The 22,758-nt window shown below is 44.8% G+C and carries 20 protein-coding genes and 1 tRNA gene; 8 read left to right on the top strand and 13 right to left on the bottom strand.

Annotation, left to right across the window (positions count from 1 at the left end; all coding sequences use genetic code 11):
• Window positions 1–36 precede the first annotated feature (36 nt).
• Together B5X72_RS07760 and B5X72_RS07765 are read right to left on the bottom strand one after the other, a co-directional pair.
• On the bottom strand, window positions 37–828 hold the full coding sequence (locus B5X72_RS07760) for a lipoprotein insertase outer membrane protein LolB1 (RefSeq protein ID WP_079716260.1): 792 nt from the start codon (window positions 826–828) through the stop codon (window positions 37–39).
• Entirely contained in the window at window positions 806–2,563 is a 1,758-nt protein-coding gene (locus B5X72_RS07765; RefSeq protein ID WP_079716261.1) for a tetratricopeptide repeat protein, read from the bottom strand. Before B5X72_RS07765 ends, B5X72_RS07760 begins: the two co-directional genes overlap by 23 nt.
• 90 nt (window positions 2,564–2,653) lie before the next feature.
• Here B5X72_RS07765 and rplM point away from each other — a divergent pair, with 90 nt between their 5' ends.
• From rplM to B5X72_RS07790, 5 genes are all read left to right on the top strand, one after another.
• On the top strand, window positions 2,654–3,097 hold the full coding sequence (rplM, locus tag B5X72_RS07770) for a 50S ribosomal protein L13 (RefSeq protein WP_079716262.1): 444 nt from the start codon (window positions 2,654–2,656) through the stop codon (window positions 3,095–3,097).
• An 11-nt stretch (window positions 3,098–3,108) separates the two neighbouring features.
• Window positions 3,109–3,495: a 30S ribosomal protein S9 gene (gene rpsI, locus B5X72_RS07775; RefSeq protein ID WP_079716263.1), complete on the top strand. Its 387-nt coding sequence runs from the start codon at window positions 3,109–3,111 to the stop codon at window positions 3,493–3,495.
• Window positions 3,496–3,513: 18 nt separating this feature from the next.
• Window positions 3,514–4,386: a 30S ribosomal protein S2 gene (gene rpsB, locus B5X72_RS07780; protein WP_079716264.1), complete on the top strand. Its 873-nt coding sequence runs from the start codon at window positions 3,514–3,516 to the stop codon at window positions 4,384–4,386.
• 138 nt (window positions 4,387–4,524) lie between these two features.
• Window positions 4,525–5,364: a translation elongation factor Ts gene (gene tsf / locus B5X72_RS07785; protein ID WP_079716265.1), complete on the top strand. Its 840-nt coding sequence runs from the start codon at window positions 4,525–4,527 to the stop codon at window positions 5,362–5,364.
• 353 nt (window positions 5,365–5,717) lie between these two features.
• Window positions 5,718–6,179: a response regulator gene (locus tag B5X72_RS07790; protein WP_079716266.1), complete on the top strand. Its 462-nt coding sequence runs from the start codon at window positions 5,718–5,720 to the stop codon at window positions 6,177–6,179.
• 34 nt (window positions 6,180–6,213) lie between these two features.
• Here the strand turns inward: B5X72_RS07790 and B5X72_RS07795 are convergent, their stop codons facing one another.
• The 7 genes from B5X72_RS07795 to B5X72_RS07820 form a co-directional block, all read right to left on the bottom strand.
• Window positions 6,214–7,299, bottom strand: a complete 1,086-nt coding sequence (locus tag B5X72_RS07795; RefSeq protein WP_079716267.1) for a hybrid sensor histidine kinase/response regulator — start codon at window positions 7,297–7,299, stop codon at window positions 6,214–6,216.
• 78 nt (window positions 7,300–7,377) lie between these two features.
• Window positions 7,378–9,528, bottom strand: a complete 2,151-nt coding sequence (locus B5X72_RS07800; protein WP_079716268.1) for a sensor histidine kinase — start codon at window positions 9,526–9,528, stop codon at window positions 7,378–7,380.
• Window positions 9,518–10,591 (bottom strand): ThiF family adenylyltransferase, encoded by a 1,074-nt coding sequence (locus B5X72_RS07805; RefSeq protein WP_079716269.1) that lies wholly within the window; start codon window positions 10,589–10,591, stop codon window positions 9,518–9,520. The genes B5X72_RS07800 and B5X72_RS07805 overlap by 11 nt, the downstream gene beginning before the upstream one ends.
• A 25-nt stretch (window positions 10,592–10,616) precedes the next feature.
• Window positions 10,617–11,429: a hypothetical protein gene (locus tag B5X72_RS07810; protein WP_079716271.1), complete on the bottom strand. Its 813-nt coding sequence runs from the start codon at window positions 11,427–11,429 to the stop codon at window positions 10,617–10,619.
• A gap of 101 nt (window positions 11,430–11,530) precedes the next feature.
• Complete coding sequence (locus B5X72_RS07815) at window positions 11,531–11,995, bottom strand: gluzincin family metallopeptidase (protein WP_079716272.1); 465 nt, start codon at window positions 11,993–11,995, stop codon at window positions 11,531–11,533.
• A 1-nt stretch (window position 11,996) separates the two neighbouring features.
• A complete protein-coding gene (locus tag B5X72_RS20920) occupies window positions 11,997–12,140 on the bottom strand; it encodes a hypothetical protein (RefSeq protein WP_217698119.1) in 144 nt (47 codons plus the stop codon).
• A gap of 49 nt (window positions 12,141–12,189) precedes the next feature.
• Window positions 12,190–12,263 (bottom strand) — tRNA-Met (locus B5X72_RS07820).
• A gap of 101 nt (window positions 12,264–12,364) precedes the next feature.
• Between B5X72_RS07820 and B5X72_RS07825 the strand changes: the two genes are divergently transcribed.
• The 3 genes from B5X72_RS07825 to B5X72_RS07835 are packed head-to-tail and all read left to right on the top strand — an operon-like array spanning window position 12,365 to window position 15,557.
• Window positions 12,365–12,742 carry an START-like domain-containing protein gene (locus B5X72_RS07825; RefSeq protein ID WP_079716273.1) on the top strand — a complete coding sequence of 126 codons (378 nt, stop codon included), beginning with the start codon at window positions 12,365–12,367 and terminating at the stop codon, window positions 12,740–12,742.
• A gap of 43 nt (window positions 12,743–12,785) precedes the next feature.
• Window positions 12,786–14,300: an LptF/LptG family permease gene (locus B5X72_RS07830; protein WP_079716274.1), complete on the top strand. Its 1,515-nt coding sequence runs from the start codon at window positions 12,786–12,788 to the stop codon at window positions 14,298–14,300.
• Window positions 14,301–14,336: 36 nt separating this feature from the next.
• Window positions 14,337–15,557 (top strand): bifunctional 3,4-dihydroxy-2-butanone-4-phosphate synthase/GTP cyclohydrolase II, encoded by a 1,221-nt coding sequence (locus tag B5X72_RS07835; RefSeq protein ID WP_079716275.1) that lies wholly within the window; start codon window positions 14,337–14,339, stop codon window positions 15,555–15,557.
• On the opposite strand, the gene B5X72_RS07840 is transcribed toward B5X72_RS07835, so the two are convergent.
• The 4 genes from B5X72_RS07840 to B5X72_RS07855 form a co-directional block, all read right to left on the bottom strand.
• Complete coding sequence (locus tag B5X72_RS07840) at window positions 15,535–16,638, bottom strand: lipopolysaccharide biosynthesis protein (protein ID WP_079716277.1); 1,104 nt, start codon at window positions 16,636–16,638, stop codon at window positions 15,535–15,537. The two genes, B5X72_RS07835 and B5X72_RS07840, sit on opposite strands and share 23 nt — an antisense overlap.
• 39 nt (window positions 16,639–16,677) lie before the next feature.
• Window positions 16,678–19,203, bottom strand: a complete 2,526-nt coding sequence (locus B5X72_RS07845) for an SLBB domain-containing protein (protein ID WP_079716278.1) — start codon at window positions 19,201–19,203, stop codon at window positions 16,678–16,680.
• A gap of 81 nt (window positions 19,204–19,284) precedes the next feature.
• Window positions 19,285–20,970 (bottom strand): capsule assembly Wzi family protein, encoded by a 1,686-nt coding sequence (locus B5X72_RS07850; RefSeq protein ID WP_079716280.1) that lies wholly within the window; start codon window positions 20,968–20,970, stop codon window positions 19,285–19,287.
• A 20-nt stretch (window positions 20,971–20,990) separates the two neighbouring features.
• The gene (locus B5X72_RS07855; protein WP_139378591.1) at window positions 20,991–22,700 is read right to left on the bottom strand and encodes a capsule assembly Wzi family protein; all 1,710 of its coding nucleotides are present in this window, start codon (window positions 22,698–22,700) and stop codon (window positions 20,991–20,993) included.
• Window positions 22,701–22,758: the final 58 nt, after the last annotated feature.

A 22,758-nucleotide genomic window follows, 5' to 3' on the forward strand; every position in this document is an offset into this window, starting at 1 on the left:
CGCGAAGGTAATAAAACCAGACCGATAATCAAACTGCTAATGGATTTCCTTGTACCGTGCAGGAATGCTAAAAGGCATAGCTAACGCCTCGTCATACGTAACCCTGCTGTAACTCATCTCGGCCTGTAGATTGAATCCGTCTGCAACGGCTGAGATCGTTAGCTGGTAAGGTGATGTCATCCGTCCAGATTCCTGATACGCGGAATAACGCACCTCCAGCCGTTGATTATGTACTGCTTCATCCAACAACGTGCTCATCATACGATACGCCGCATCCACGTGTATTGTATAAACCAATTCATTGGTCTGACCACGCAGAATATGGCCACCGTCCACCGCCCAAACTTTGGTATCTCCTTCAACCGCTTGTCCAATGATGTGCCCCGCCAAAAGTTGCTGCAGATTGGTAAAATCCAGCGCTTTGTTGGTAAAATGGTGGATATAGCTAAATGGCTTCTTTAGATATTCGGCTTTCAAACGATTGATGATTTGGACACTGTCCGGTGTAATTAGCATCCGGCCTGCTTCAATGCCCATCAACGCGGTAACGGAGATCCAGATAGCCTTCCCCCTTTCCATCCGCACATTCGCGGTAACATCGTAATTATCTTTATTGATAACTATTCGGCTTTTAGCACGTCCACTAAATGTCGTGAACTGTGGCTCATTTTGTATGATACTGTTCATGACATCCAATCGTTCGGTGTCGGACAAACGCCTTTCGTTTCCTTCTCCATCAGTAACCAATCGTTTTTTGGGCGCACATGAAAGCACCGTTATAAACAACACCAGGACAACGGCGCCTTTAATCAATATATTGTTTCGCATCGATCTTTTTGGATAATTTATCAATATCCTTGCCAACGGATTGGGAGATGGCTCGCGCCTTTTTCCATTGCGTTACCGCGCCATCGATATTTCCCAACTTGGCAAGAATATCACCGTAGTGCTCCAGTAATGTGTCGGAAGCCTTCTCCGAGTGCTTAATGGCCCGTTCTATCCAAATCAACGCCTCTTCATATTTTCCCTGTTGGAAAAGTACCCAGGCATAGGTATCCTCGTATGACGCATAATTGGGCATAATTTCGTTTGACTTTTTTGACATCTCAGCAGCAAGCGCCAATTTCTCATTACGGATCGCCAGGTAATATGCATAGTTATTGAGCGCATAGGCATTTGTACTGTCCAATGCGATGGCCTCTTCATAAGCAACATCGGATTCCGCATGCATCGACAGCACATGGTAGATATCCCCAAGGTTGCTATATAGTTGAGTCAGCAAGGGTATATGTGTTTCATTGGCATTGTTCAGAGCCGCTTCTAAATGAGTACGGGCTTCCTGATAATTTTTGTTACCAAGAAAACCATGCCCCGTAAAAAATAAAAACAATGGGTGGTTTGCAAATAAACGCAAAGCTTCTTTGCCATGCGTTTCCACATCATGATATCGTCCCATTTGAAGCTCCACTTGAAGCAATTGTTGCCAGACACCTTCGATATATTTATTTTTATCCAACGCTTCCAGATACGCTTCGCGCGCCTGTTCCAACTGTTGCAGCTGCATATATATATCCCCTCTCACGGCGTGAGCCTTAGCCTCTCCCGGATAAGACTCAGCCAACAGGTTGGCCAAGTCAGCCACATACTTGCCCTCGATCGGATGTTCTTGTTCGCCAATAGCAGTATATAATATACCGGCTTTGGCATCTATGTCCAATTGGTCACTTAGGAAGGCCTGACGGAGAAAATCGTATGCCTGCCGTTGTTTGCCCATAACCAAATAAGTGTCCGACTTACTAAGTAAGACGAGCGGTTCATTCGGAAACAAATCCGCCGCACGATCCAGCAAAGCCAAGGCTTTCTTGGATTTTCCTGCATTAGTATACAATTCAGCCAGTAATATGTAGCTTTTGCTTTCTTCAGGCTTTTTTGCGACAAGCAGCTCCAATTCCCGTATCGCCGAAGCCGTATTGCCCTGCGCCAAATAGATCTGATATTTAGCTAAATACTGATCGTCGGTTTCTCCAAATTTCTCAGCCACTGTCTCCCATACCGCAAGCGCATCATTGTACCGTTTATCCAGGTATAGCGTGTATGCCTTATCCTGATAATGGGATAGCTTGTCAGGATTGAGGTTGATAAGCTCATCAAACACCATCGGCATTTCACGTACATTTGTCGTCTTTTTATAAATATCCAATAGCAGGTTCCAGTACCATTCATTTTCAGGATGCAGCGCTGCGGCACGCTTTGCGGACCGCTCAGCAGCCGCGAAGTCCTCATTCTCAAAATAAATTCTTGCTAACTCGAAATGAGCCGCATCGTTTTCCGGCTGCAGGTTTACCAATTTGTCAAAGGTGTTTTCTGCGGCCGCGAGCTGGCCGGATGACTTTTGCTGTATACCTTTGAAATATAATTCCTTTATCAATAGGCTATCACCGACACTGAGCACTTTAGGTACAGCAACTTCATCCTGGGCTTGAACAGCGCCTCCCGCTACCATCAACCATCCGAATGCTACCAATTGCCCAAAACAACGCACCTTTATTATTACTTGCCACATAACTTTGAAAAATCAATTTTATTATCGTACCTTTGCAGACCCTTAAACAAGGGGCTAAATATATTTATTAATTATTTCAAAACAAAGCAAGTGAATACGTTAAGTTACAAAACTGTCTCTGCCAACAAAAGCACCGTCAACAAGGAGTGGATTGTTGTTGACGCTGAGGGCGAGATCTTGGGGCGCTTGTCATCTCAGATTGCTAAAGTGATCCGGGGAAAGCACAAGCCTTCTTACACCCCACACGTAGACTGCGGCGATAACGTAATTGTGATCAACGCAGACAAAGTTAGACTGACCGGCAATAAACTTGAGGACAAGGTGTACAGCCGTTACACCGGTTACCCAGGCGGTCAGCGTTTCACCTCTCCAAAGCAGTTGTTGGCCAAGCATCCGGAGCGCATTCTGGAAAAAGCCGTACGCGGCATGCTGCCCAAAAACCGTTTGGGACGCGCGTTGTTCAAAAACCTGTATGTATACGCAGGCAACGAGCATCCTCATGCAGCACAAAATCCAAAAACTGTTAAATTCTAAGGAGAAAAGAAATGTCAACAACTAACACTTCAGGAAGAAGAAAAACTGCTGTTGCCCGCATTTATCTTTCCGCTGGCAGCGGCAATATTACCGTGAATGGTAAAGATTATAAAGAATATTTCCCAACATTGCCATTGCAATACATCGTTACCCAAAGCACGGAAGTGGCCGGCGCTGCCGGTAATTACGATGTAAAAGTTAACGTAGCCGGAGGAGGCATCAAAGGTCAGGCGGAGGCCGTCCGTTTGGCAATAGCCAAAGCGCTCATCGAGCTTAATCCCGAGGTGAAACCTGCATTACGGGCTAAAGGCCTGGTAACTCGTGACGACCGTATGGTGGAACGAAAGAAACCCGGACGCCGTAAAGCACGCAGGAGATTCCAATTCAGTAAACGTTAATTTTAAGGAGAACAAAAAATGGCAAGAACAACATATCAAGAGTTATTGGATGCAGGTGTGCACTTTGGCCACCTTACCCGTAAATGGGATCCGAAAATGGCTAAGTACATTTTCATGGAACGTAATGGCATCCACATTATTGACTTAAATAAAACCCTTACCAAGCTCGAAGAAGCGGCGTCAGCAATTAAACAAGTTGTCAAGTCTGGCCGGAAAGTCTTATTCGTAGCAACTAAGAAACAAGCCAAAGACATCGTAGCCGCTCAAGCTAAAGCTGTAAACATGCCCTTTGTAACCGAACGCTGGTTAGGCGGAATGCTTACTAACTTCGCTACGGTACGTAAATCCATCAAAAAGATGTCAAACATCGACAAGATGACCAAAGATGGCACTTACGATGTCTTGTCCAAGAAAGAAAAGCTGATGATACAGCGCGAGCGGATCAAGTTGGAAAACCTGCTAGGTGGTATTGCTGATTTGAACCGCCTGCCAGCAGCGCTCTTTATCATCGATGTGAAAAAAGAGCACATCGCAGTAAGTGAAGCACTGAAGCTAAACATCCCCACATTCGCCATGGTGGATACCAATTCGGACCCTACCAATATCGACTTTCCTATTCCGTCCAATGATGACGCGACGAAATCCATTAGTCTCATCACAGAGATTATAGGAAAGGCAATTCAGGAAGGTCTTGAAGAGCGGAAACGCGACAAAGAGGAAGAAGCTGAGCGGGAAGCCGCTGCCGCTAAAGCCAAAATTGACAGCGGTGAGGAGCCTGACACGGAAATTAAAGAGTCAAAAGCCGACGCGGACGCGTCAGGAAAACGCCCCCGTAAAACAAAAGTAGAGGCTTCAGCAGAAACAGACGACGAAACGCAAGACGGAGAATAATCTCTACAGAAGCCGGATGGTAAACAGCAGGTTTCGGAAGCATTATTTTTCCGTTAACCGGTTGCCTTCCGGCTTTTTTATAGGTACTTTGCAGTAGTCAAAAACATATTTACGTATACACAAAACAAGGAAAATAACATGTCCACAGTACAAATTTCAGCATCGGATGTAAATAAGCTGCGCCAACAGACCGGCGCGGGCATGATGGATTGCAAGAAGGCACTCATTGAAGCCAATGGTAATTTTGAGGCCGCTATCGATTATTTACGTAAAAAAGGTGCTAAAGTAGCCGCAAGCCGTCAAGATCGTGATTCAAACGAAGGTGTCGTGATTGCGAAAACAACAGCCGATGGCAAGAAAGGCGTCATTATTGAATTGAATTGCGAAACGGATTTTGTTGCCAAGAATGCCGATTTTATTGCCTTTGCAGAAAGCATCGCAGATGTCGCCGTAAATCAAGCCCCTGCATCGTTGGACGCGCTAAAACAATTGGAAATAAATGGTATCAAGATTTCCGATTTGCTGCTTGATCAAACTGGGAAAATTGGAGAAAAAATAGATGTCTCCAAGTATGAAACTGTCGAAGCCGAAAAAATAGTTGCTTATATACATGGCAATTATCGATTGGGCGTATTGGTAGGACTTAATCAAGCTATTGAGGGCGCTGACGAGGCCGGCAAAGACGTTGCCATGCAAATTGCAGCGATGAACCCTGTTGCCATTGACAAAGGTGATGTAGACGCCCGCACTATCGAGCGTGAATTGGAAATTGCAAAAGAACAAATTCGGGCCGAAGGTAAGCCCGAGGAGATGGTTGAAAAAATTGCGCAGGGCAAACTCAATAAATTCTACAAAGAATCCACGTTGCTCAATCAAGAGTTTGTAAAAGATTCTTCCAAGAACATTGCTCAGTTCTTAGACAGCGTCTCCAAAGGATTAACCGTCACCGTTTTTAAACGGGTACAACTGGGCGCTTAACAGCACAGTGCCCCGCAAATTATATCATCTCATGCCGGGCAAAATAAAACACCTCCTTATTATTCACATGATAAGGAGGTGTTCATTGCACCTTTCTTTCCGCCAAACCATCTACAAATAAAATTAGTAACTAATAGGATAATTTTATCTTAAATATTGCCATCTTTTTGCACATTATTGGTTTTAACACACACTAGCGTCAATTTATTAATTATTATTGCCATTTTAACAATAAAGTTTACTAACTTGGAATTTGAATTGGCATACACCTTATTAACGTGAAGTTAAAAAATTCGATACCAGGCTGTGTTAGGTAGCTCGTGCATATTCCTTTGGATTAAAACTGTGAAAACATGGAAAGGAAAATTTCAATTTTATATGTGGATGATGAGGAGAACAACTTAATCTCTTTCCGGGCCACATTCCGCCTAAAGTATAAGGTATATACGGCCTTGAGTGGTAGAGAAGCTATCCAACTGATCAAGGAAAGACCAATTAACGTCATTATCACCGACCAACGGATGCCGCAAATGACGGGGGTTGAATTTCTGGAAGAGGTGATCAAAGTCAACCCGGACCCGATGCGAATACTCCTTACAGGATATGCCGATATGAGTGCGGTGGTTGACGCGGTCAATAAGGGCAAAATTTTCCATTACCTGAGCAAACCGTGGAGCGAAGAAGAATTAGATGATACCATTCAGCGGGCGTATGAAATTTACGCCGAAAGAGAACGGATAAAAGAGTCTTTTTCGAAACTTGAAGTAACGAACGAGCAACTTGAATTTCTACTCAGACAAAAGCTGCTTTCATGACACAAACCTATAAGGATGGCCGATAAGCACCGGCTTATTTGCTCGGGATAACGACCGTAAAGGTGGTTCCTTCGCCCTCTACAGAGGTCACCGCTATTTCTCCCTGAAGTTTAGCCAACGCACTTTTCACATTGTATAACCCAAAACCTGTTCCTTCTGCCTGATCGCTTCCTCTAAAAAACAACTTAAAAATCTCCCCGATATCCTGCTCCGCGATACCGATTCCCGTATCACTCACTTGTATAGTAGCTTTGCTGCCTTCCACAACGACAGACAACTTCACCATTTTATGGTCGTTGTCCCGCTTTTGATATTTGAAAGCATTGGACAACAAATTATGCAAAATAAGCTTCAACGCTGTTTCGTCGCCCTTAAACACTTCCTTTTGGTCACTACTGATCACGAATTCGACGTTGTGGTTCCGCGTATATATACTATAAAAATTTTGTAAATATTCAAATAAGGACTCAAAGCTTATTTCGGAAATTGTCAGTTCTCCACGTTTCAACAAGTAATAATCATGGAGGCTGTTTATGTAAGAATTTAACTTTAGCACAGAACTTTCCATTAACGCCAGAATCTCGTGAATTCTGTCTACGGAATCAAATTCCAGCGCCAATTTTATAGCAGACAATACGCCTGTCAAAGGATCCCGAAGATCATGGCTCACACTATAGGCGAATTTATCCAGTTCATCATATGCTTTCTGAAGTTCTTCATTCCTAATATCCAACATCGAGTTAGTAATGTAAAACTTGTTGGCCTCCTCGATGGAAGATATAATTTCTTCCTCAACCCACGGCTTTCGCACAAATCGGAAAATATGCCCTTTATTCACAGCGTCCACCACTGTTTCCATATCGGCGTATGCCGTCAGTAGAATCCGGATCGGCCTCGGAAAATCATGCTTTATTTTGTGCAAAAAGTCAATCCCCATTTCTCCGGGCATCCGCTGGTCGCAAAAAATGATTCTAATGTTGGGGTTTGAACGCAGTATCTCGCGAGCTTCATCGGTATTGATTGCCGTGTATACGGGGTAACGATACCTAAACGTAGCTTTGAAACTGATTAGGTTGTTGGCCTCGTCATCGATGTACAGTATTTCCGGGGACTTGAGCATAAAGCTTTGGAACGTTTATATGGCCAATGAAGCTAAAAAACAAAAATAAACATAAATGATTTGAATAAAGAAAAACACTTAATGCATTTGTTGCCTAAGCGGAATGATTAGTATAAAGTTTGTCCCTTCACCTACTTCAGACTCAATCTTTATCTCGCCTTGATGCTTTTTAATGGTGTTATAGGCTATCGACATACCCAACCCTGTTCCTTCACCAACCTCTTTGGTGGTAAAAAAAGGTTCAAATATTTTTTCCTGCACGTCCGCCGGCATTCCTATTCCGTTATCCTTGATTGATATGTATACATTCACGGCATCTACCCCCGTTTTTATTTCTAAAAGGCCACCCGGTCTTCCTTCGAACTTCTTATTAATCGCGTAGAGCGCATTGGTTATAATATTGAGAAACACCTGATTCAGCTTTCCCGGATAACATTCAATATGAGGAAGGTCGGCATAGTGTTTAGCGACATGCACGCCCTCTTTGACCACGCTATTCAAAATCACTAACGTCGACTCCAACCCTTCGTTGATGTCTGCAAACTTCAACGAATCTTCGTCGACCCGCGAGAAAATCCGTAAGCTCTTTACTATTTCCGCCGTCCTATTCGCCCCTTCGTGCATGCCTTTGAGCAGGAAATCGATTTCTTCTTTAAGGTAATCAAAATCCAATTCGTCTTTATATGTGTTGATATACCGCTTTTTTTCTTCAATCGACGAGTCTGCACACGCGATCCGTTCAATTTCGCTCAGCGTATCCCATATCATATTAATGTCCCGTCTCAGCGGTGCCACATTAGAGGTGACAAAGTTAATTGGATTATTGATTTCGTGTGCGACGCCGGCGGTCAATTGGCCAAGAGAAGCCATCTTTTCCGCTTCAACCAATTGGGCCTGGGTTTCTTTTAAATAGGTCAGCGTCTTCTGCAACGACTCGTTGGATTCTTTCAGGGCATGAGTGCGTTCTTCAACCCGCTGTTCAAGAATAATATTTTGCTCGCGTATCAGCTTTTCGTTTTCCTTGGACATCAGCAGGGCCCTCGCCTGCGAATCTTCTTTTTCTTTTCTATACAAGTTGATCTTGTCCCCAAGCGCAAACGACAGCAGCAATGCCTCGACCAGCGATCCAATCTGAACAGCGTGCACCGTCAACAGGCTATAGCTGAGCATACCATAATCCTTCAGGACAAACGTAATTACACTACCAAGGAAAATACCCCATGCAATCAGAAACAATTTAGCAGGACGGTTACCCCTTCTATATGTAATATAAGCTATTATCAATACAATCAAGGATCCTGAACCCGCAACCAAATTGACCGCGCTGTAACCTACGGAAGGTCCCTGTAGAAAGAGGAGAGCGATGGCAATTAAATCGCCGACAATAATCAAGTTCAACCAGCCGTTAAAATACTTGCTATAATTTTTTATGTTCAAAAACGACTTTACAAAAAAGACAGAAGCGATACCAGACATGGCGCCGAAAAACGTGACGACATATCCATTTGGAATCTCAATCCACTGGAAAAAGCGATCAAAATAACCCAGTAAGGCAACCTGCGCAGCTGTAACCCAAAAAATATAATGAACATAGATCAAGTAGTGCCGATCACGCGCCGAGAAGTATAAGAAAAGGTTATACAGTAACATCGCCAGCATAACACCTATGTAGATCCCCGAACGTATATCGAATCCGCCTACCGCCTTAATAAAGTTTCTGGAATCGCTAATCATCAATGGCACGAGCAATTGTGTCGTGCTTCTTAATCTCAAATAGAACGTGGCCGAGTCGCCCCGTGGAATCACCAGGTTGTGCGCAAAAAACTGGTGATGGTAATCCCTTTCTACATAAGGCGTAGCCGTAGTAATGGGCACGCTGTCCACTATCGCTCCAGCCAGCTTGAAAAGGGCAACTTCCTCTATCGTCGGATTGCTGATGCTGAGTATGAGCTGCGGATAGTCTGTATCGTTGAAAATCGTAAACCGAATCCAATTGTTGACCTCACTGGTACCAAAGTTCAATACTTCAGAATTGCTTCTTTCAAAAACCCCTCGGCCAGCAAGAATATCCTCAACGGTAAGCCGATTGCTCGTATCCTGAAATATTTCGACTTCACGCCCTATGTATTTGGCCGAATAGCCGTCTGCAACGTGTATAACCGGTTGGGCAAACAGGCAAGGTAAGCACTGAAACAAAAAAAAAATACTGCTAATGAATTTAATGTCCATCTAATAGTTGGTCAATATCAAAGTAATACCTGCCTGATTTTACGTGTTCGCCCAACAGCACTTTACGCGAAACATCGGTAACAACCCCGCCTCCCAAAACAACTGATGATGCCAGTTGCGGCCATGACCGCAACGTTTTTCCGATTTCAGCAAATGATTGTTTCATTCGCGGAGAAAGCATTTCAGCATTTACGATTTTTTTGACGATGTTCATCCGTTCGCTATTTGCCATAGACCCAACGTTTTCAGCATCTCTTTCATCCACAAACCCATGCAACAAGGGCCGATCCGGCTCAAGATCAAATCGCTCGATGTCCAGCATCCCGCGATCGTTGGTCTCCATGATAACGGGCATATTACATTTTCGTGCTTCTACCCGGCTTTTCAGTTTGACTTCCATATTATCACATACTTCAATCAGTAGATCAAGAGATCCGCCCGCCGTTAAAAAGTCCACCATATTATGCGCATGTAAGCCTTCAGAAAACACTTCCACGTTTATAAACGGATCCAGTTCGGCAATTTCGCGCGCTGCGATGATCGCTTTGTTTAGGCCTAAATTATGTACGCCGGTCCGGATACGATTCAGGTTACTCAATTCGACAGTGTCAAAATCAGCGAGCCGCAAGGTCCCGCAAACGCGTTCCATAGCCATCGTAAGCGCGATAGATTGTCCCACCGACAGCCCAACAATGCCGATCACCTTCTCTTTCAGTACGAGCTGCTCCTGCGCAGATATCTTGAGCTGATTACGATTGGTTCTTAACTCATAAAATTCAGTATCAGGCACCAAATGCACTAATTTCCTACTCCAAGGATAGTAAACCCAAACACCATACGATGTTAAATCTTTACCATCCAAGTACTGTTCAATCAAATGCGGCTGATCCAGGGTAGACACATCAACAGATGGGTAGCGTATCTTATGCAGCTCCTGTAATTGATGCATGACCGTATCATAAACAAACAATGCTTCACCGTTTCTTAGCTCGTTATAGCGTTTTCTGTCGGTTGGTGATTCAAGCCTTAACAACTCGGGACGATACATTTTATCCGGTTCCATATAGGTTACGATTGATATATCTTGTTTAGATTACATTAACCACATTATCTCTGTTTTCCAGATGGTTAGGACGAGTAGCCTTATAGTTACGTATGACTTCCTGCAAATCCCATCCTTCCATTTCTGGCAATAGGATTTCGTAGTGTATTTCTATTTCCTTGCGCCTTAGCCGTTCGACTCGGACCAGGTTTAGGTGCTGCCGGATGCTGAATATGGCGTTGCGGTTCTCCTCATCTGCACGCTCCAAGCCGTCCACATCCTTCAAAAGCATGGTCGTCGCCAACAAGTCCAGCTTGGGATAATAAAATGTCCCGTCGTTGCCCACACTGCGTTCTATCATATACCCAACACTCTCAGCCATCTTCACCGTATATGGCGCGCAGAGGGCGAAAAGAGACTTCAAACCAATTTGCGTAGAGATTGCAACGGCCGCCCGTGTCAAGAAAATACTTCCAACTCCATAGCCGGCAATTTCACGCGAGTTCCATAGTCCGCAAATTTCACCAGTTCCCTGCTGTGCATATTGCCACACCAGGTCGAAAATTTTCGGATCCATTCTTCCGGTCGCTTCTTCAATCGGCAATGGCTGGCTACCTCCAGCAACGTGTATCCGCGCGCCTCCAAACACCCGTTCCTTATCCAGGGATTCAACGATCAACACGAAAGCCGCCGGATTAAACATCCACTCGTTTTTGGATGAGGTGACCTTCTTTACACCGATATTGGTTAATACTTGTTCGTGCCCCTTCAAAAAGAGCTCACAAGTTTTAGGATCATCGATAGCCCGAAAGGCTCTTAGCCTTACAACAGGATGTTCCTCGTTTAAAGTTAAAGACATGAAATGAATTCAAGCGTACCCTTACAAAAATAATAAATTAAACGCAATCTATTTAATAAAATAATTTCTTTCTTATATTCAAAATTAAATTCCATAGTCCCTCATCCTATTGTGCCGCCAAGATAAAGAACGAAAAGTGACATGACATCAGGAATTTTAAAAAACAAGAAGAGGCCGTCTTTTACGTACAGAAGGTCGTTTCCGAATCTTCCGAATCGGTCAGAAAGGAGCAACGAAGGCAAATCCACACTTTTCTCCCTCAGCTTCTGTATTTTTGTATTGAAAGGTTCGTCCCCTTCCGAAAATCGCAGATACATCAACGAAGCGTATTCCGCGAAAGATTCAGTCAACCATTTTTCCATGCTGTGATGGTTGCCTCTGTTCCACCACGTGTGTGACACTTCATGTGCCAGTGTATAAAATTCATCCAGGTCATTGACCAGCGTAATGTAATTGCCCTCAGCTTTTTGAATCCTTACAACAGCTTTAGGAAGTGGCCGGATCAAGATCGAAATGTGCTTACCGCCTGGAGCGCTTCCCATTTGATCGTTATAAAAATCCACCATGCTAACTGTTTTCTCCTCCCCCTGCTCCAGCAGCTCCCCCCTGGTTGCCCTTGACGGCCAGCAGGTAATCAGACTTCTTCGAACGTATCTTCGCCGCGACGTCTCGCTGGCATCCCATGGCGTTGAAACAAGTGGGTCCAGCCATAAACTGTGTAAAAAGCAAAAGGGCCGCGATTTACGGCCCTTTTTGTCGGTAGCGGGGAGCAGGATCGAACTGCCGACCTTAGGGTTATGAATCCTACGCTCTAACCATCTGAGCTACCCCGCCAAAAAATTAGTTTGCAAATATAGTTTATTTTCCTTTTCTTTAGAAAAAAAGTTGAGAAAGTATAAATAGGATAAATTAAACGCTTAACCATCACCATTGGCATGACAGAAAAAATCAAATTCCAGCTGGAATACGAAATCAAGTCTTCACCAAAAATTCTATTCTCCTTCCTGCATGAACCCAATGCATTAGCACAATGGTTTGCAGACGACGTGACATACAAAGATGGTGTCTACGAATTCAGCTGGGATGATGAACAACACATTGCTAAGCTTATCAGTCTTAAAGAAAATAAATTGGTTAAATACAAATGGTTGGACGACGAACCCTATCATTTTGAAATGGAAATCGTTCAGGACGAGCTCACCAATGATGTCGCACTGGCCATCACGGATTTTGCTCGGGAAGAAAACCTCAACGACCGCAAACTAATCTGGAATAACCAAATTGAATACCTTCAAAGCGTAATTGGTGCCTAAAAAATACTACCTTTGTATAGAGGTCATTTAGGGGCGCTTGTTAATGAAAAAAATCCATCTTCTTATCCTTAAAGCATTTATCCGGCCGTTCATCGTCACCTTTTTTATTGTGATGTTTGTCTTGCTGATGCTTTTTCTTTTCAAGTACATTGATGACTTGATTGGAAAAGGATTTGAATGGTATGTCATCCTTGAACTATTAGCCTATCAATCTGCCGTACAGATATCCATGGCGATGCCACTCTCCATGCTACTTTCTTCCATTATGACGTTTGGCAATTTAGGAGAAAGCTATGAATTGGTTGCCATCAAGGCTGCTGGAATTTCGCTTAGAAAAGCCATGACGCCGCTGTTTATTCTGGTAGGCCTATTCAGTGGGGGTGCTTTCCTGTTCAGCGACTACATACTACCTGTAGTTAACCTCAAAATGGGTGCTTTGCTATACGATGTCCGGATTAAACAGGCTGACTTTCTCATCAAGCCCGGCATCTTCAACAATACTATTCCCGGATATTCCATCAGGGCAAAAGGCAAAAGCAAAGATGGAAAAATTCTGTATGATTTAATGATATACGACCATAAGTCGAGCAACACAGCAAGTAATGTCCTATTGGCTAAAGAAGGGTATATTTATAATTCCCCGGATAACAACACCATGATTCTAAAACTTAAAGATGGTGTGCGTTATGAAGACAGCAGGGCCAGGAACGCTAAGGTATATAATCCCCGTCAACAATTCACCCGGTTTTATTTCGATGAAACCGAACAAAAGTTTGATATGTCGGCATTCCAAATGAAGCGTACTGACGAAAACCTGTTTAAAAGCCATCACATGATGCTCAATTTAAAACAATTAAGGCAGTACACCGATTCAAATGCCGTGCAAATGGACAGCCTTAGACGCACCGTATTCAAAGAAGTACAATCCTACTATTACCATTTTAATGACTATTACAAAGCTAAAGACACCCTCTTATCCCCATCCGTTCCTGTAGTTACTTACCAGCATGGATTTATAGAGGCTATACCTAATGACAAACGTACCATGGCAATCAACAGCGCCATGAATCAGGTTCGATATATCAAAGATGTGCTGAATATTAAAGCCAACGAGGATACGTTTTATCGCGACAAGGACATTCGGTACAATATCGAATTTCAACGCAAATTCACGTTAGCCGTTTCCTGCCTATTGTTGTTTTGTATAGGTGCTCCTTTAGGGGCAATCATCCGTAAGGGCGGCCTTGGCCTTCCTGTCGTTATGGCGATCATCTTTTTCTTGATTTACCACATCATATCCACGGTAAGTGAAAAGTCAGCGAAGGAAGGAAATATAGACACCTTCTGGGGGATGTGGATGGCCATTTTCACCTTATCTCCCCTTGCCGTCTTCCTCGCTTATAAAGCCGCTACGGATTCTGCGTTATTTGATATTGAGCAATACAGGCTAAAAGCAGAAAAGGCCATAACCTGGATAAAAAACAGGTTTGGCGCCCGCAGCCGCAAAGTCGTGCAAGCGCGGAAATCTTTACATGACGATTATACATTATCGTCATAAGTAACGTACTTTTGTGTGGTTTATTAGGAGACCCAAATGAGCATCAGGCTAAATACAATCGAAGAAGCAATTAGCGATATTAAGCTAGGAAAAGTGGTTATCGTGGTCGATGATGAAGATCGCGAAAATGAGGGTGATTTCGTCACCGCTGCACGAAACGCTACACCTGAAATAATTAATTTCATGGCTACCCATGGCCGGGGTTTGGTATGTGTCCCGCTTACTGAAGAACGATGCAAGGCACTTAACTTGAACCTGATGGTCGGGAATAATACCGCAGTTTATGAAACCAACTTTACTGTATCCGTAGATCTGCAAGGTTATGGCTGCACGACGGGGATCTCAGCATCAGATCGTTCGAAAACAATTAAAGCATTAATAAATCCGGCTATAAAGCCTGAAGAATTCGGCCGACCGGGCCATATCTTCCCCTTAATTGCAAAAGACGGCGGTGTATTGCGCCGTGCAGGGCATACCGAAGCAGCTGTCGACTTGGCAAGACTCGCCGGATTCGAGCCAGCAGGCGTATTAGTGGAGATTCTTAAAGATGACGGCGAAATGGCTCGCTTGCCCGATCTGCTTCAAGTCGCTGACCATTTTGATTTAAAAATTATTTCCATCAAAGATTTGATTGAATACCGGTTAGCGAAGGATACGCTCATCACCCGTGAAGTATCCGTAAACCTGCCGACCGAATGGGGCCAATTTAACTTGATGGCGTACACGCAAAAAAACACCGGAGAGCAACATATCGCAATCTATAAAGGCGAATGGACACCAGACGAACCTATTCTCGTGCGCGTGCACAGCTCGTGCGTTACCGGCGATATTTTTGGCTCATGCCGCTGTGATTGCGGACCGCAGCTTCACCGGGCGATGCAGATGATTGAAGAAGCGGGAAAAGGGGTCGTTGTTTACATGAATCAAGAAGGCAGAGGCATCGGGCTTATCAATAAATTACACGCCTACAACCTGCAAGAAAATGGCCTTGATACGGTAGACGCCAACCTTGAATTGGGCTTCAAACCAGACCACCGGGATTACGGTGTCGGCGCACAAATTCTAAGAGATTTGGGGGTCACCAAAATGCGCTTGATGAGCAATAACCCCACCAAGCGAGCTGGCTTGATTGGCTATGGCTTGGAAATCGTCGAAAATGTCCCTATAGAAATCGAGCCAAATCCGTACAATGAACGCTATTTAAGGGCTAAACGGGATAGAATGGGGCATACGATCATGAAGGATCCGCTTCCATAATCTGACGGTATATCCGCCTGATCAACAGAACTAAACAAGCCAGGAAACCACCTAGGACTCCACCGATGATGATGGCTTTGACCTTGCCAAGCTTATCATTTTCAAGCGGGAGTATGGGCCTGTCCAGAACTTGAATAACAGGCTTTTCATTGCGGAGCGTTATCTTAGCAAGCTCCTGGTTTTTGACCAGCTCTGTTAATATCGCCGTATTGGCCTGTACATCCACCGTACGCCGCTGTGACCCCACGCGTAAGCTTTGGAAAGCCCTATTGGGATTCGGGTTAGCATCCGCCGCTGCAGCCACACCACCAATCGCCTCATTAAGTTCCCTACGTACGGAATCTACCTGATGGGTAAGAATAGCCAAATTCTCCTCCGCTTTTTGCGTACGCGTTTTGATATAAAAATCCGATGCGTTTTCGATCAACGTTTCGGCAAACGCCTTTGAAAAAGCTTCATCGGGGGTTTCCATCTTGATGGCGATGATGTTCAGTTTTTTATCGGGTTTGTCAATTACCAGATTTTTTTTCAAAATCGCCTTGTAGAATCGAGACATCAAGCTATCCTGTAGAAAAACACCAGAAGTATCAGCAAACTGGAAACCCTTTAATCGCTCCTTTTCGGCCCACTTTTCTCTAAAATTGTTATATTCAACATAGCGGTTTACCAACAGATCCTTTTTTCCCTCAATTTCGACCTCCGTAAGCAAGGTCTTGTCAATCATCGAACGGGATTTCAGGAACTCAATGATATTATCTCCTTGGAAGAAACCGCCAGAACCACCAATCCCGCCCAAATTGAAGCCCAGCTGGGCTGCAATACCTGCCGCCGCACCTAAACTGCTTTGCGACGCCCCCTGTTCCTCCATGACAAAGTTAAGCGTTGCCGTGTAATTAGTTCGCTTTGCTATTGAATATACAAGTCCAACGACACCACCAAGTAATCCAACGATTAAAATAATCGCCCATTTATTTAAGAAATACCTGAACCATTCTCTCACATTTGTGATTAATTCTTTCAAGCTAATGTCATCATCCTGTGGCTGCGGACGTTGAGCGATGCTAACTTTGTTTTCTGCCATAGTATTACTTTCAAACGAAATAGAACACGTCACAAGTTGTTATCGGATCATTGTCAGAATAATCGCCGCAAGCGAGGCTATCCCGGTTCCAAGTCCCAACCATTGCTGCGGGCTCATTGGCGGCCTCACCTCTTTCTGAGGCACAAAAATCTCGGCCCCCGGTTTAATCGGCGGATAATTATTAAAAAACAAGAACCGATTGGTACTCTTGACTGATCCATTGGCGTATAACACATACGAACTCTTTCGCAGCGCACGAGCAGAAAAGCCACCTGCTTGAGAAATATATTGTTTAAAGCCTTTCGACGGCGAATAGACCGCTGTCGATGGAGCCAACACCTCCCCCGAAATTTTAACGGTCTGCAATTCTTTGGGTACCCGAATAATATCGCCGTCTTCCAAGATCAAATCTCCTTGTTGTCCGGGCCTTTTTATAATCCGCTCCAGATTAATACCCACAAAGCCATTGTTTATGCTTTTGTTGATGTTCATATCCCCCACGATGTTAGCATCACTTTGCAACTGTTTCAGCGCAAGCATCCGGCTTTGTTCTTCTTGTAAGCGAAGTTCCTTTTCTGCCATTTCGGCGGTGGTTTCCGCGGTTTTGGTTGTGTCTACAGCCAATCCCCGTTTTAGCGACGCCCCTGCTACATACGCAAACGGTGTGAACCCCCCCGCACGCTTAACGAGATCCGAAATCCGCTCATCTTTGCGTGTTATCGTATAAATCCCCGGATAGAGCACTTCCCCTTCGATCCGTACTGTCTTCTGCGTTTCGTAACCCGTAGCCGTACGGACGACCACTTTGTCAAATGGCATCAGCACAAAATCCCGCTCGGTTTTAGTCAATCCTCTATGTGCATCCACCTGAAACACTTCCGCAATTTGAGCGGATTGAGATAATGCGTCTGCGTTCTTCACCCGTCTTGACACTTCAATCCGCGTACCTGTCGCACTTTCCCTAAAACCACCGGCCTGCATAATCAAATCTTGCAACGTCATCCCTTCGGCATAAATAAATTGACCCGGTGAGCGGATTTCCCCATCGATAGCTACCGTGTATTCTTCACGCAAATCGAAGATTGACGATATGGCAACTACATCTTCGCGCTTCAGTTCGATATCGGGTACTGTTCCCGCGATAACTCCTGCTACATTAAACGCCAATTGCTCTGTTTGCATATCGTCCTTCAAACGGACGATATAGCCACGGTTTAAAAAAGCATCCTCTTTTAACCCCTCTGCTTTTTTAATCAACATCGAAAGTGTCAGCCCTGGACTTAGCTCATATTCACCCGGCCTGAACACCGCACCTTCGATGGCTACCCTATTTTCAAATCGATCGAGTACGCGTTCTGCCATATATTTATCGCCTGTCTGGGGCAAGTAATGCCCAAATTGACTTTGGAGCACGTCTTCAATCCTTCGTTCTTTATCCGTATATCGCACGACTTTTACCCTGGCCTTATATGCGTCCTCTGTAAAACCTCCCGCATAACGCAGCAAATCCTCAAACGTTTCGCCTTCCTTCAGTTCAAATATAGCAGGCCGCTTCACTCGGCCATTAAATTCAATTCTCGATTCATACGGAGGGACCATCAGAATGTCTTGATCCTCTAAACGAACATTGTTCGTAAAGGCACCGTTAACCAATACATCATAAATATCTAAGTAGGCGATAACTTTTCCATCCCGGATGACGCTTATGTTCCGGAACGATCCGTTTACCGACGGCCCACCGGAATGATACAATGCGTTAAATGCATTCGCTACGGAAGGCAAGGTATACGTACCTGGCTTCACAACTTCACCCGTTACCGTTACTTTAATGCTGCGAATGTTACCTAACGCGACATTGATCTTTGTGGCGCCCGTGCGAATAGCGGAATACACTGTTGCCATTTGGCTACGAATCCGCTCGGTCGCCTGCTCAATGGTCATGCCGGCGACTGCAAGCACACCCACATAAGGAATATTAATCGTCCCATCGGGCGTGACCATCAGCGAATGGTTTTCTTCTGACCGTCCATATATATCGATTAACAGCTGGTCTCCCGGACCAATGACGTAATTCCGGGGTGTTGCAATCTGCAGACTCGGTTCGAACACCGGCGTAACACCTTGAAACAAGGACGCTCCATATATCCGCAATCGAAGTTCATTAAAGGATTTCTCCGCTTCGTTTACCGTATCTAGTCGTGGGGTATTTTCTTCCACCGCAGCATGTGAAGAGTCTAAAAATTGACGCTCGGTATTTCTACCCGATAATCCTGGTTTATTCAATGAAGTTGTTCCTCCCCCCAGCCGTTCAACCCGCTCACGCAACTTATCGATTTCGGCAGGCGGCATTCCGCGCTCCAAAGCCAGCCTTTCCATCTCTGCTTCAGACAACCCCGAAGCCTCAGCTTGCCGCATATAGGAGCGGATTTGGTCGTCCGATAAATCCTCGACACGAATCTGGGACAAGTCAGTAGCGTTGAGATTTTGCGCAAATCCCATTCCCCCGAATAGACTCGTCAAAACAAGAAAAAGAACTGCCGGGAAATAAAAATATCTTTTTGCCATTACCTATATCCTAACCTTTTAATACATCACACTAACACTTCCATTTCAATCTGCAAATATGTTTTTTTCTTTATCTATTTTTCAAAACCGATAGAGTACGCCTAACCTGAATTGAAAATTATTTCTATCAATCGGCGTAAAATCCCAAAACTCTCCGGACGTATCGCCTTGCTCGTATTGGTAGTTATGGGACTTTATGTAAAACAGCCGCCCGTTAAAAACCATATTTTTATACCCCCACTCACCAATTGCTCCTACAGCCAAATCGACCCACATCCGCCTGTAATCTTCACTAGCTCTATAAAAAAAATCGTTGAACTTCACGTGTCGTTCTACTTGAAGCCCGATATTTTTAATCCCCTTCACCCAACTGACATTTAGCAGCTGGACATTGCTCCCCGGACCGATCCCTGCACCAATTACCTGCCCAAGATGCGTATACCCATGGCGTACCCTGCTATCTGTGTACCAAGAGGGGCTCGTCCGTATGGTGGTTGTTCGCGATTTTTCAAGCTGCGTAAGTTCAAATCCAACCTGCAAAAGCTCTTCATTAGCCAAATTCAACGGCACAAGTTTTCGAAAGCCCAATACATATGCCCGCGAATGCTCTAATTCCACCACCAGATCCCGTTGGTTCCAGGGTGGATCGGTTCGCCCATATTCAAAATAGATTTCGGCGTTGCCTTTCGGCATCAACCATCGAGCAAACACGGATGCGTATACGTCTCTATTCATTCTATCTTCCCGTCCTTCTAATTCGTCAGGTCTACGGACGACATCGTTTGAACCCGGTCCCAATAAGGGTAAGTAGCCTTTGAGTCCCCCTCCTAAATCTTCACTATATACGACAAAACTCCTGGACAATCCAACAAAGAGTCCGGGCAGCCATTTGGGTTGATAGGAAACTGTAATACCCGAAATGTACCGCCAGTCGTCTCTTTTCGGAACATAATGCTCATCGAAGTGGGCCGGATTCCCAAGTAGTGTCGGTGTAAAGCCCGATTCCTTTAGCCTGCCTGCAATGAGTTGGCCTTCGATAGTCCCTATCGGTGTCGAAATCGGACGCGTAGTATTGAGTGTTAGATGCAGAAAACCTGGCGCATTGTTGGTCATCAATAGCGAATTGTATATACCGGGCCCCCACCAAAGATTCTCGGTCGATATTCCGATTGACGCCGGGCCATAATTGACCCTGAAGCTACTTTGGCCGGGTAACAGCTTCGTATAGGCCTTATCGCCGAACCGCTCCGGCATATCGATATTATTTGCAAATTCATACCAGGCGGCCCACGCATAGGTGTTGTCGCCATTATAGCCCATAAAGGGTTTATTTTCCGCAAAGACCAGTTCCGGACGGAGTTGCAGGCTAAACCATTTGTACTTGGCATATATTCCTGCGCCAATCATTGTTTGGTAACCGACCGAAGGTATCATGCCTCCGTCATTCCAACCATACGGCAATTTGGAATTATACTGATGCTCCCATACTATCGGCATCAATTGCAGGGAAAAACCACTGTCTACCGATGAGATAATTTCTTTGTTGAGATAATAATCGGGTCTTTTTGCTTGATTATCAGGATGAATGATAGATTCGTAAGTCAGGGGACGAACAGTAAAAGAGATATTGGAATCGATCAAGCCCAATAATTGATCCCGACGTATTTTTTGTTCCAATACAGGCGTCCCTAACGGGAGGGTCTGTCCTGTTATATGCAACACTGATGATAATAGAAAGGCCGTGGCCAACACGAACTTTATCTTCATATATAAGTTATTAAGTGGCTTCAGAACCGATAAGAAACGCCCAGTTGTAATTGAAAATTAAACTTATCCTGTTCGTCAAAACGCCAGAAATTTTGTAAATCAGGTTTTTCCTCCAACTCATATTGGTAATTAAATGCCCGGGTAAGTCCCATCTTACCGTGCGCTAAAAAATTTTTATAGTTCCACTCCCCGAAAACTGCCATGGACATATCCACCCAATTGCGCCTCATATCGCCATAGGTGAAATAAAAGAAATCGTTGTTATGCACATAGCGATAGTATTGAACCCCCAATTGTTTTATCCCTTGAACCCAACTGATGGATAACGTCTGCAAATTGCTCCCCGGCCCGATTCCCAATCCCACCATTTGCCCTAAATGTGTATATCCATGCCTAACTTGGTGATGCCTATACCAAGGACCACCTGGACGAATTGTTTCGTCTTTAGGGCCTTCCGATTGTGTTACCTCTACGTTGACGCTCAGGTAGTCATTTCCCCACCAATTTAACGCCGTTAATTTCCTGAAGCCAACTGTATAGGCCCGTGAATGCTCCAGTTGTACAAACAAATCGCGCATATCCCATGCATGGTCGTTTCGTCCATATTCGAAATAAGCCTCTGCATTCGCCTCCTTGATTACCCACCTTGCGAACACCGAAATATACTCGTCGCGTCCGTAACCTTCATCAGCATTCGCGCTGTCTGACCCGCTGGAATAGCCCGATTTACTTACGGGATCCAGAAAGGGCAAATAATTCCGGAAATTGCCTTTGACTTCTTCATAATAGGCGATCGACGAGCGGGCCATTCCTAATGACAGCCCTGGGAGCCACTTCGGCTGGTAAGTAAACGTAAGACCCGAAAAATACCGCCAATCATCGCTTTTCCGGCGGTAGTACTGGTCATAATGATTGGGATTGCCCATTTGCTTGGGAGGATAGCCAGACCCCTCCAGCCGGCCACCCACCATTTGTCCCTCGAAGGAGCCAATCGGTGTGCGTATGGGCCGCGTTGTATTTATCGTCAAATGTGGAAACCCCGGCGCGGTGTTGGACAGGAGCAGCGAACTATAAATACCAGGTCCCCACCATAGATTTTCGGTAGAAATCCCAATGGAAACCGGATGAACGTTCAGCCGCACACTGCTCTGCCCGGGCAGTAATCTCGAATACCAACCATCCCCAAATCGCTCCGGTAAATCAATCTGGTTACCGATGCGCCGGTACCATTCATACCATTCGCGCTGCGTTTTCCCATTGAACCCAGGATAATCCCCGTTTTGAGCCAAAACATATTCCGGTCTCAATTGCACGCTTAAAAACGCATATTCCGCGTAAATACCGGCACTCACCATGGTTTGGTAGCCTGCTGAAGGTATCATCGCACCGTCATTCCATCCTTCAGGCAACGTAGAGTTAAGTTGGTTCTTCCACTGTACTGGCAACAAGGAAACCCGTAACTTATCCCGGGAAAGCAACGTTTCTTTTCCGTTGTAATCCGACTCCTCTTCCACCGCAAAGAGCTGACCTGATGGCTGCAACGCAACATGCGTAAGTGGTCTAATAGAAAATGAAATGGTCGAATCCAGTTTCCCCAGCAATTGTTGCCTCCGATAATAGTCTTCAAGCAAAGGGGTTCCGACGGGTATCGTTTGCGCCTTGGAACTATCAGCCATTCCAGCCAACAATGACGCTATGGCAATAAGCGATATTATGGGTTTATTAATCATCGTATACGCTTGTCAGTACTTCATTCGAGTTCAAATATAAGGGATAAAACGATAACCA

The organism is Parapedobacter luteus, assembly GCF_900168055.1.
GTDB classification, from domain to species: Bacteria; Bacteroidota; Bacteroidia; order Sphingobacteriales; family Sphingobacteriaceae; genus Parapedobacter; species Parapedobacter luteus.

Excerpts from the sequence above, each read along its gene's own strand:
- B5X72_RS07805 (WP_079716269.1), bottom strand. The coding sequence starts at position 10,591 with ATGGAACCGGATAAAATGTATCGTCCCGAGTTGTTAAGGCTTGAATCA.
- B5X72_RS07850 (WP_079716280.1), bottom strand. The coding sequence starts at position 20,970 with ATGAAGATAAAGTTCGTGTTGGCCACGGCCTTTCTATTATCATCAGTG.
- B5X72_RS07830 (WP_079716274.1), top strand. The coding sequence starts at position 12,786 with ATGAAAAAAATCCATCTTCTTATCCTTAAAGCATTTATCCGGCCGTTC.
- rpsI (WP_079716263.1), top strand. The coding sequence starts at position 3,109 with ATGTCAACAACTAACACTTCAGGAAGAAGAAAAACTGCTGTTGCCCGC.
- B5X72_RS07855 (WP_139378591.1), bottom strand. The coding sequence starts at position 22,700 with ATGATTAATAAACCCATAATATCGCTTATTGCCATAGCGTCATTGTTG.
- B5X72_RS07815 (WP_079716272.1), bottom strand. The coding sequence starts at position 11,995 with ATGGTGGATTTTTATAACGATCAAATGGGAAGCGCTCCAGGCGGTAAG.
- B5X72_RS07810 (WP_079716271.1), bottom strand. The coding sequence starts at position 11,429 with ATGTCTTTAACTTTAAACGAGGAACATCCTGTTGTAAGGCTAAGAGCC.
- B5X72_RS07845 (WP_079716278.1), bottom strand. The coding sequence starts at position 19,203 with ATGGCAAAAAGATATTTTTATTTCCCGGCAGTTCTTTTTCTTGTTTTG.
- B5X72_RS07765 (WP_079716261.1), bottom strand. The coding sequence starts at position 2,563 with ATGTGGCAAGTAATAATAAAGGTGCGTTGTTTTGGGCAATTGGTAGCA.
- B5X72_RS07760 (WP_079716260.1), bottom strand. The coding sequence starts at position 828 with ATGCGAAACAATATATTGATTAAAGGCGCCGTTGTCCTGGTGTTGTTT.
- B5X72_RS20920 (WP_217698119.1), bottom strand. The coding sequence starts at position 12,140 with ATGGCTGGACCCACTTGTTTCAACGCCATGGGATGCCAGCGAGACGTC.
- B5X72_RS07790 (WP_079716266.1), top strand. The coding sequence starts at position 5,718 with ATGGAAAGGAAAATTTCAATTTTATATGTGGATGATGAGGAGAACAAC.
- B5X72_RS07800 (WP_079716268.1), bottom strand. The coding sequence starts at position 9,528 with ATGGACATTAAATTCATTAGCAGTATTTTTTTTTTGTTTCAGTGCTTA.
- B5X72_RS07825 (WP_079716273.1), top strand. The coding sequence starts at position 12,365 with ATGACAGAAAAAATCAAATTCCAGCTGGAATACGAAATCAAGTCTTCA.
- B5X72_RS07795 (WP_079716267.1), bottom strand. The coding sequence starts at position 7,299 with ATGCTCAAGTCCCCGGAAATACTGTACATCGATGACGAGGCCAACAAC.
- B5X72_RS07835 (WP_079716275.1), top strand. The coding sequence starts at position 14,337 with ATGAGCATCAGGCTAAATACAATCGAAGAAGCAATTAGCGATATTAAG.
- rpsB (WP_079716264.1), top strand. The coding sequence starts at position 3,514 with ATGGCAAGAACAACATATCAAGAGTTATTGGATGCAGGTGTGCACTTT.
- B5X72_RS07840 (WP_079716277.1), bottom strand. The coding sequence starts at position 16,638 with ATGGCAGAAAACAAAGTTAGCATCGCTCAACGTCCGCAGCCACAGGAT.
- tsf (WP_079716265.1), top strand. The coding sequence starts at position 4,525 with ATGTCCACAGTACAAATTTCAGCATCGGATGTAAATAAGCTGCGCCAA.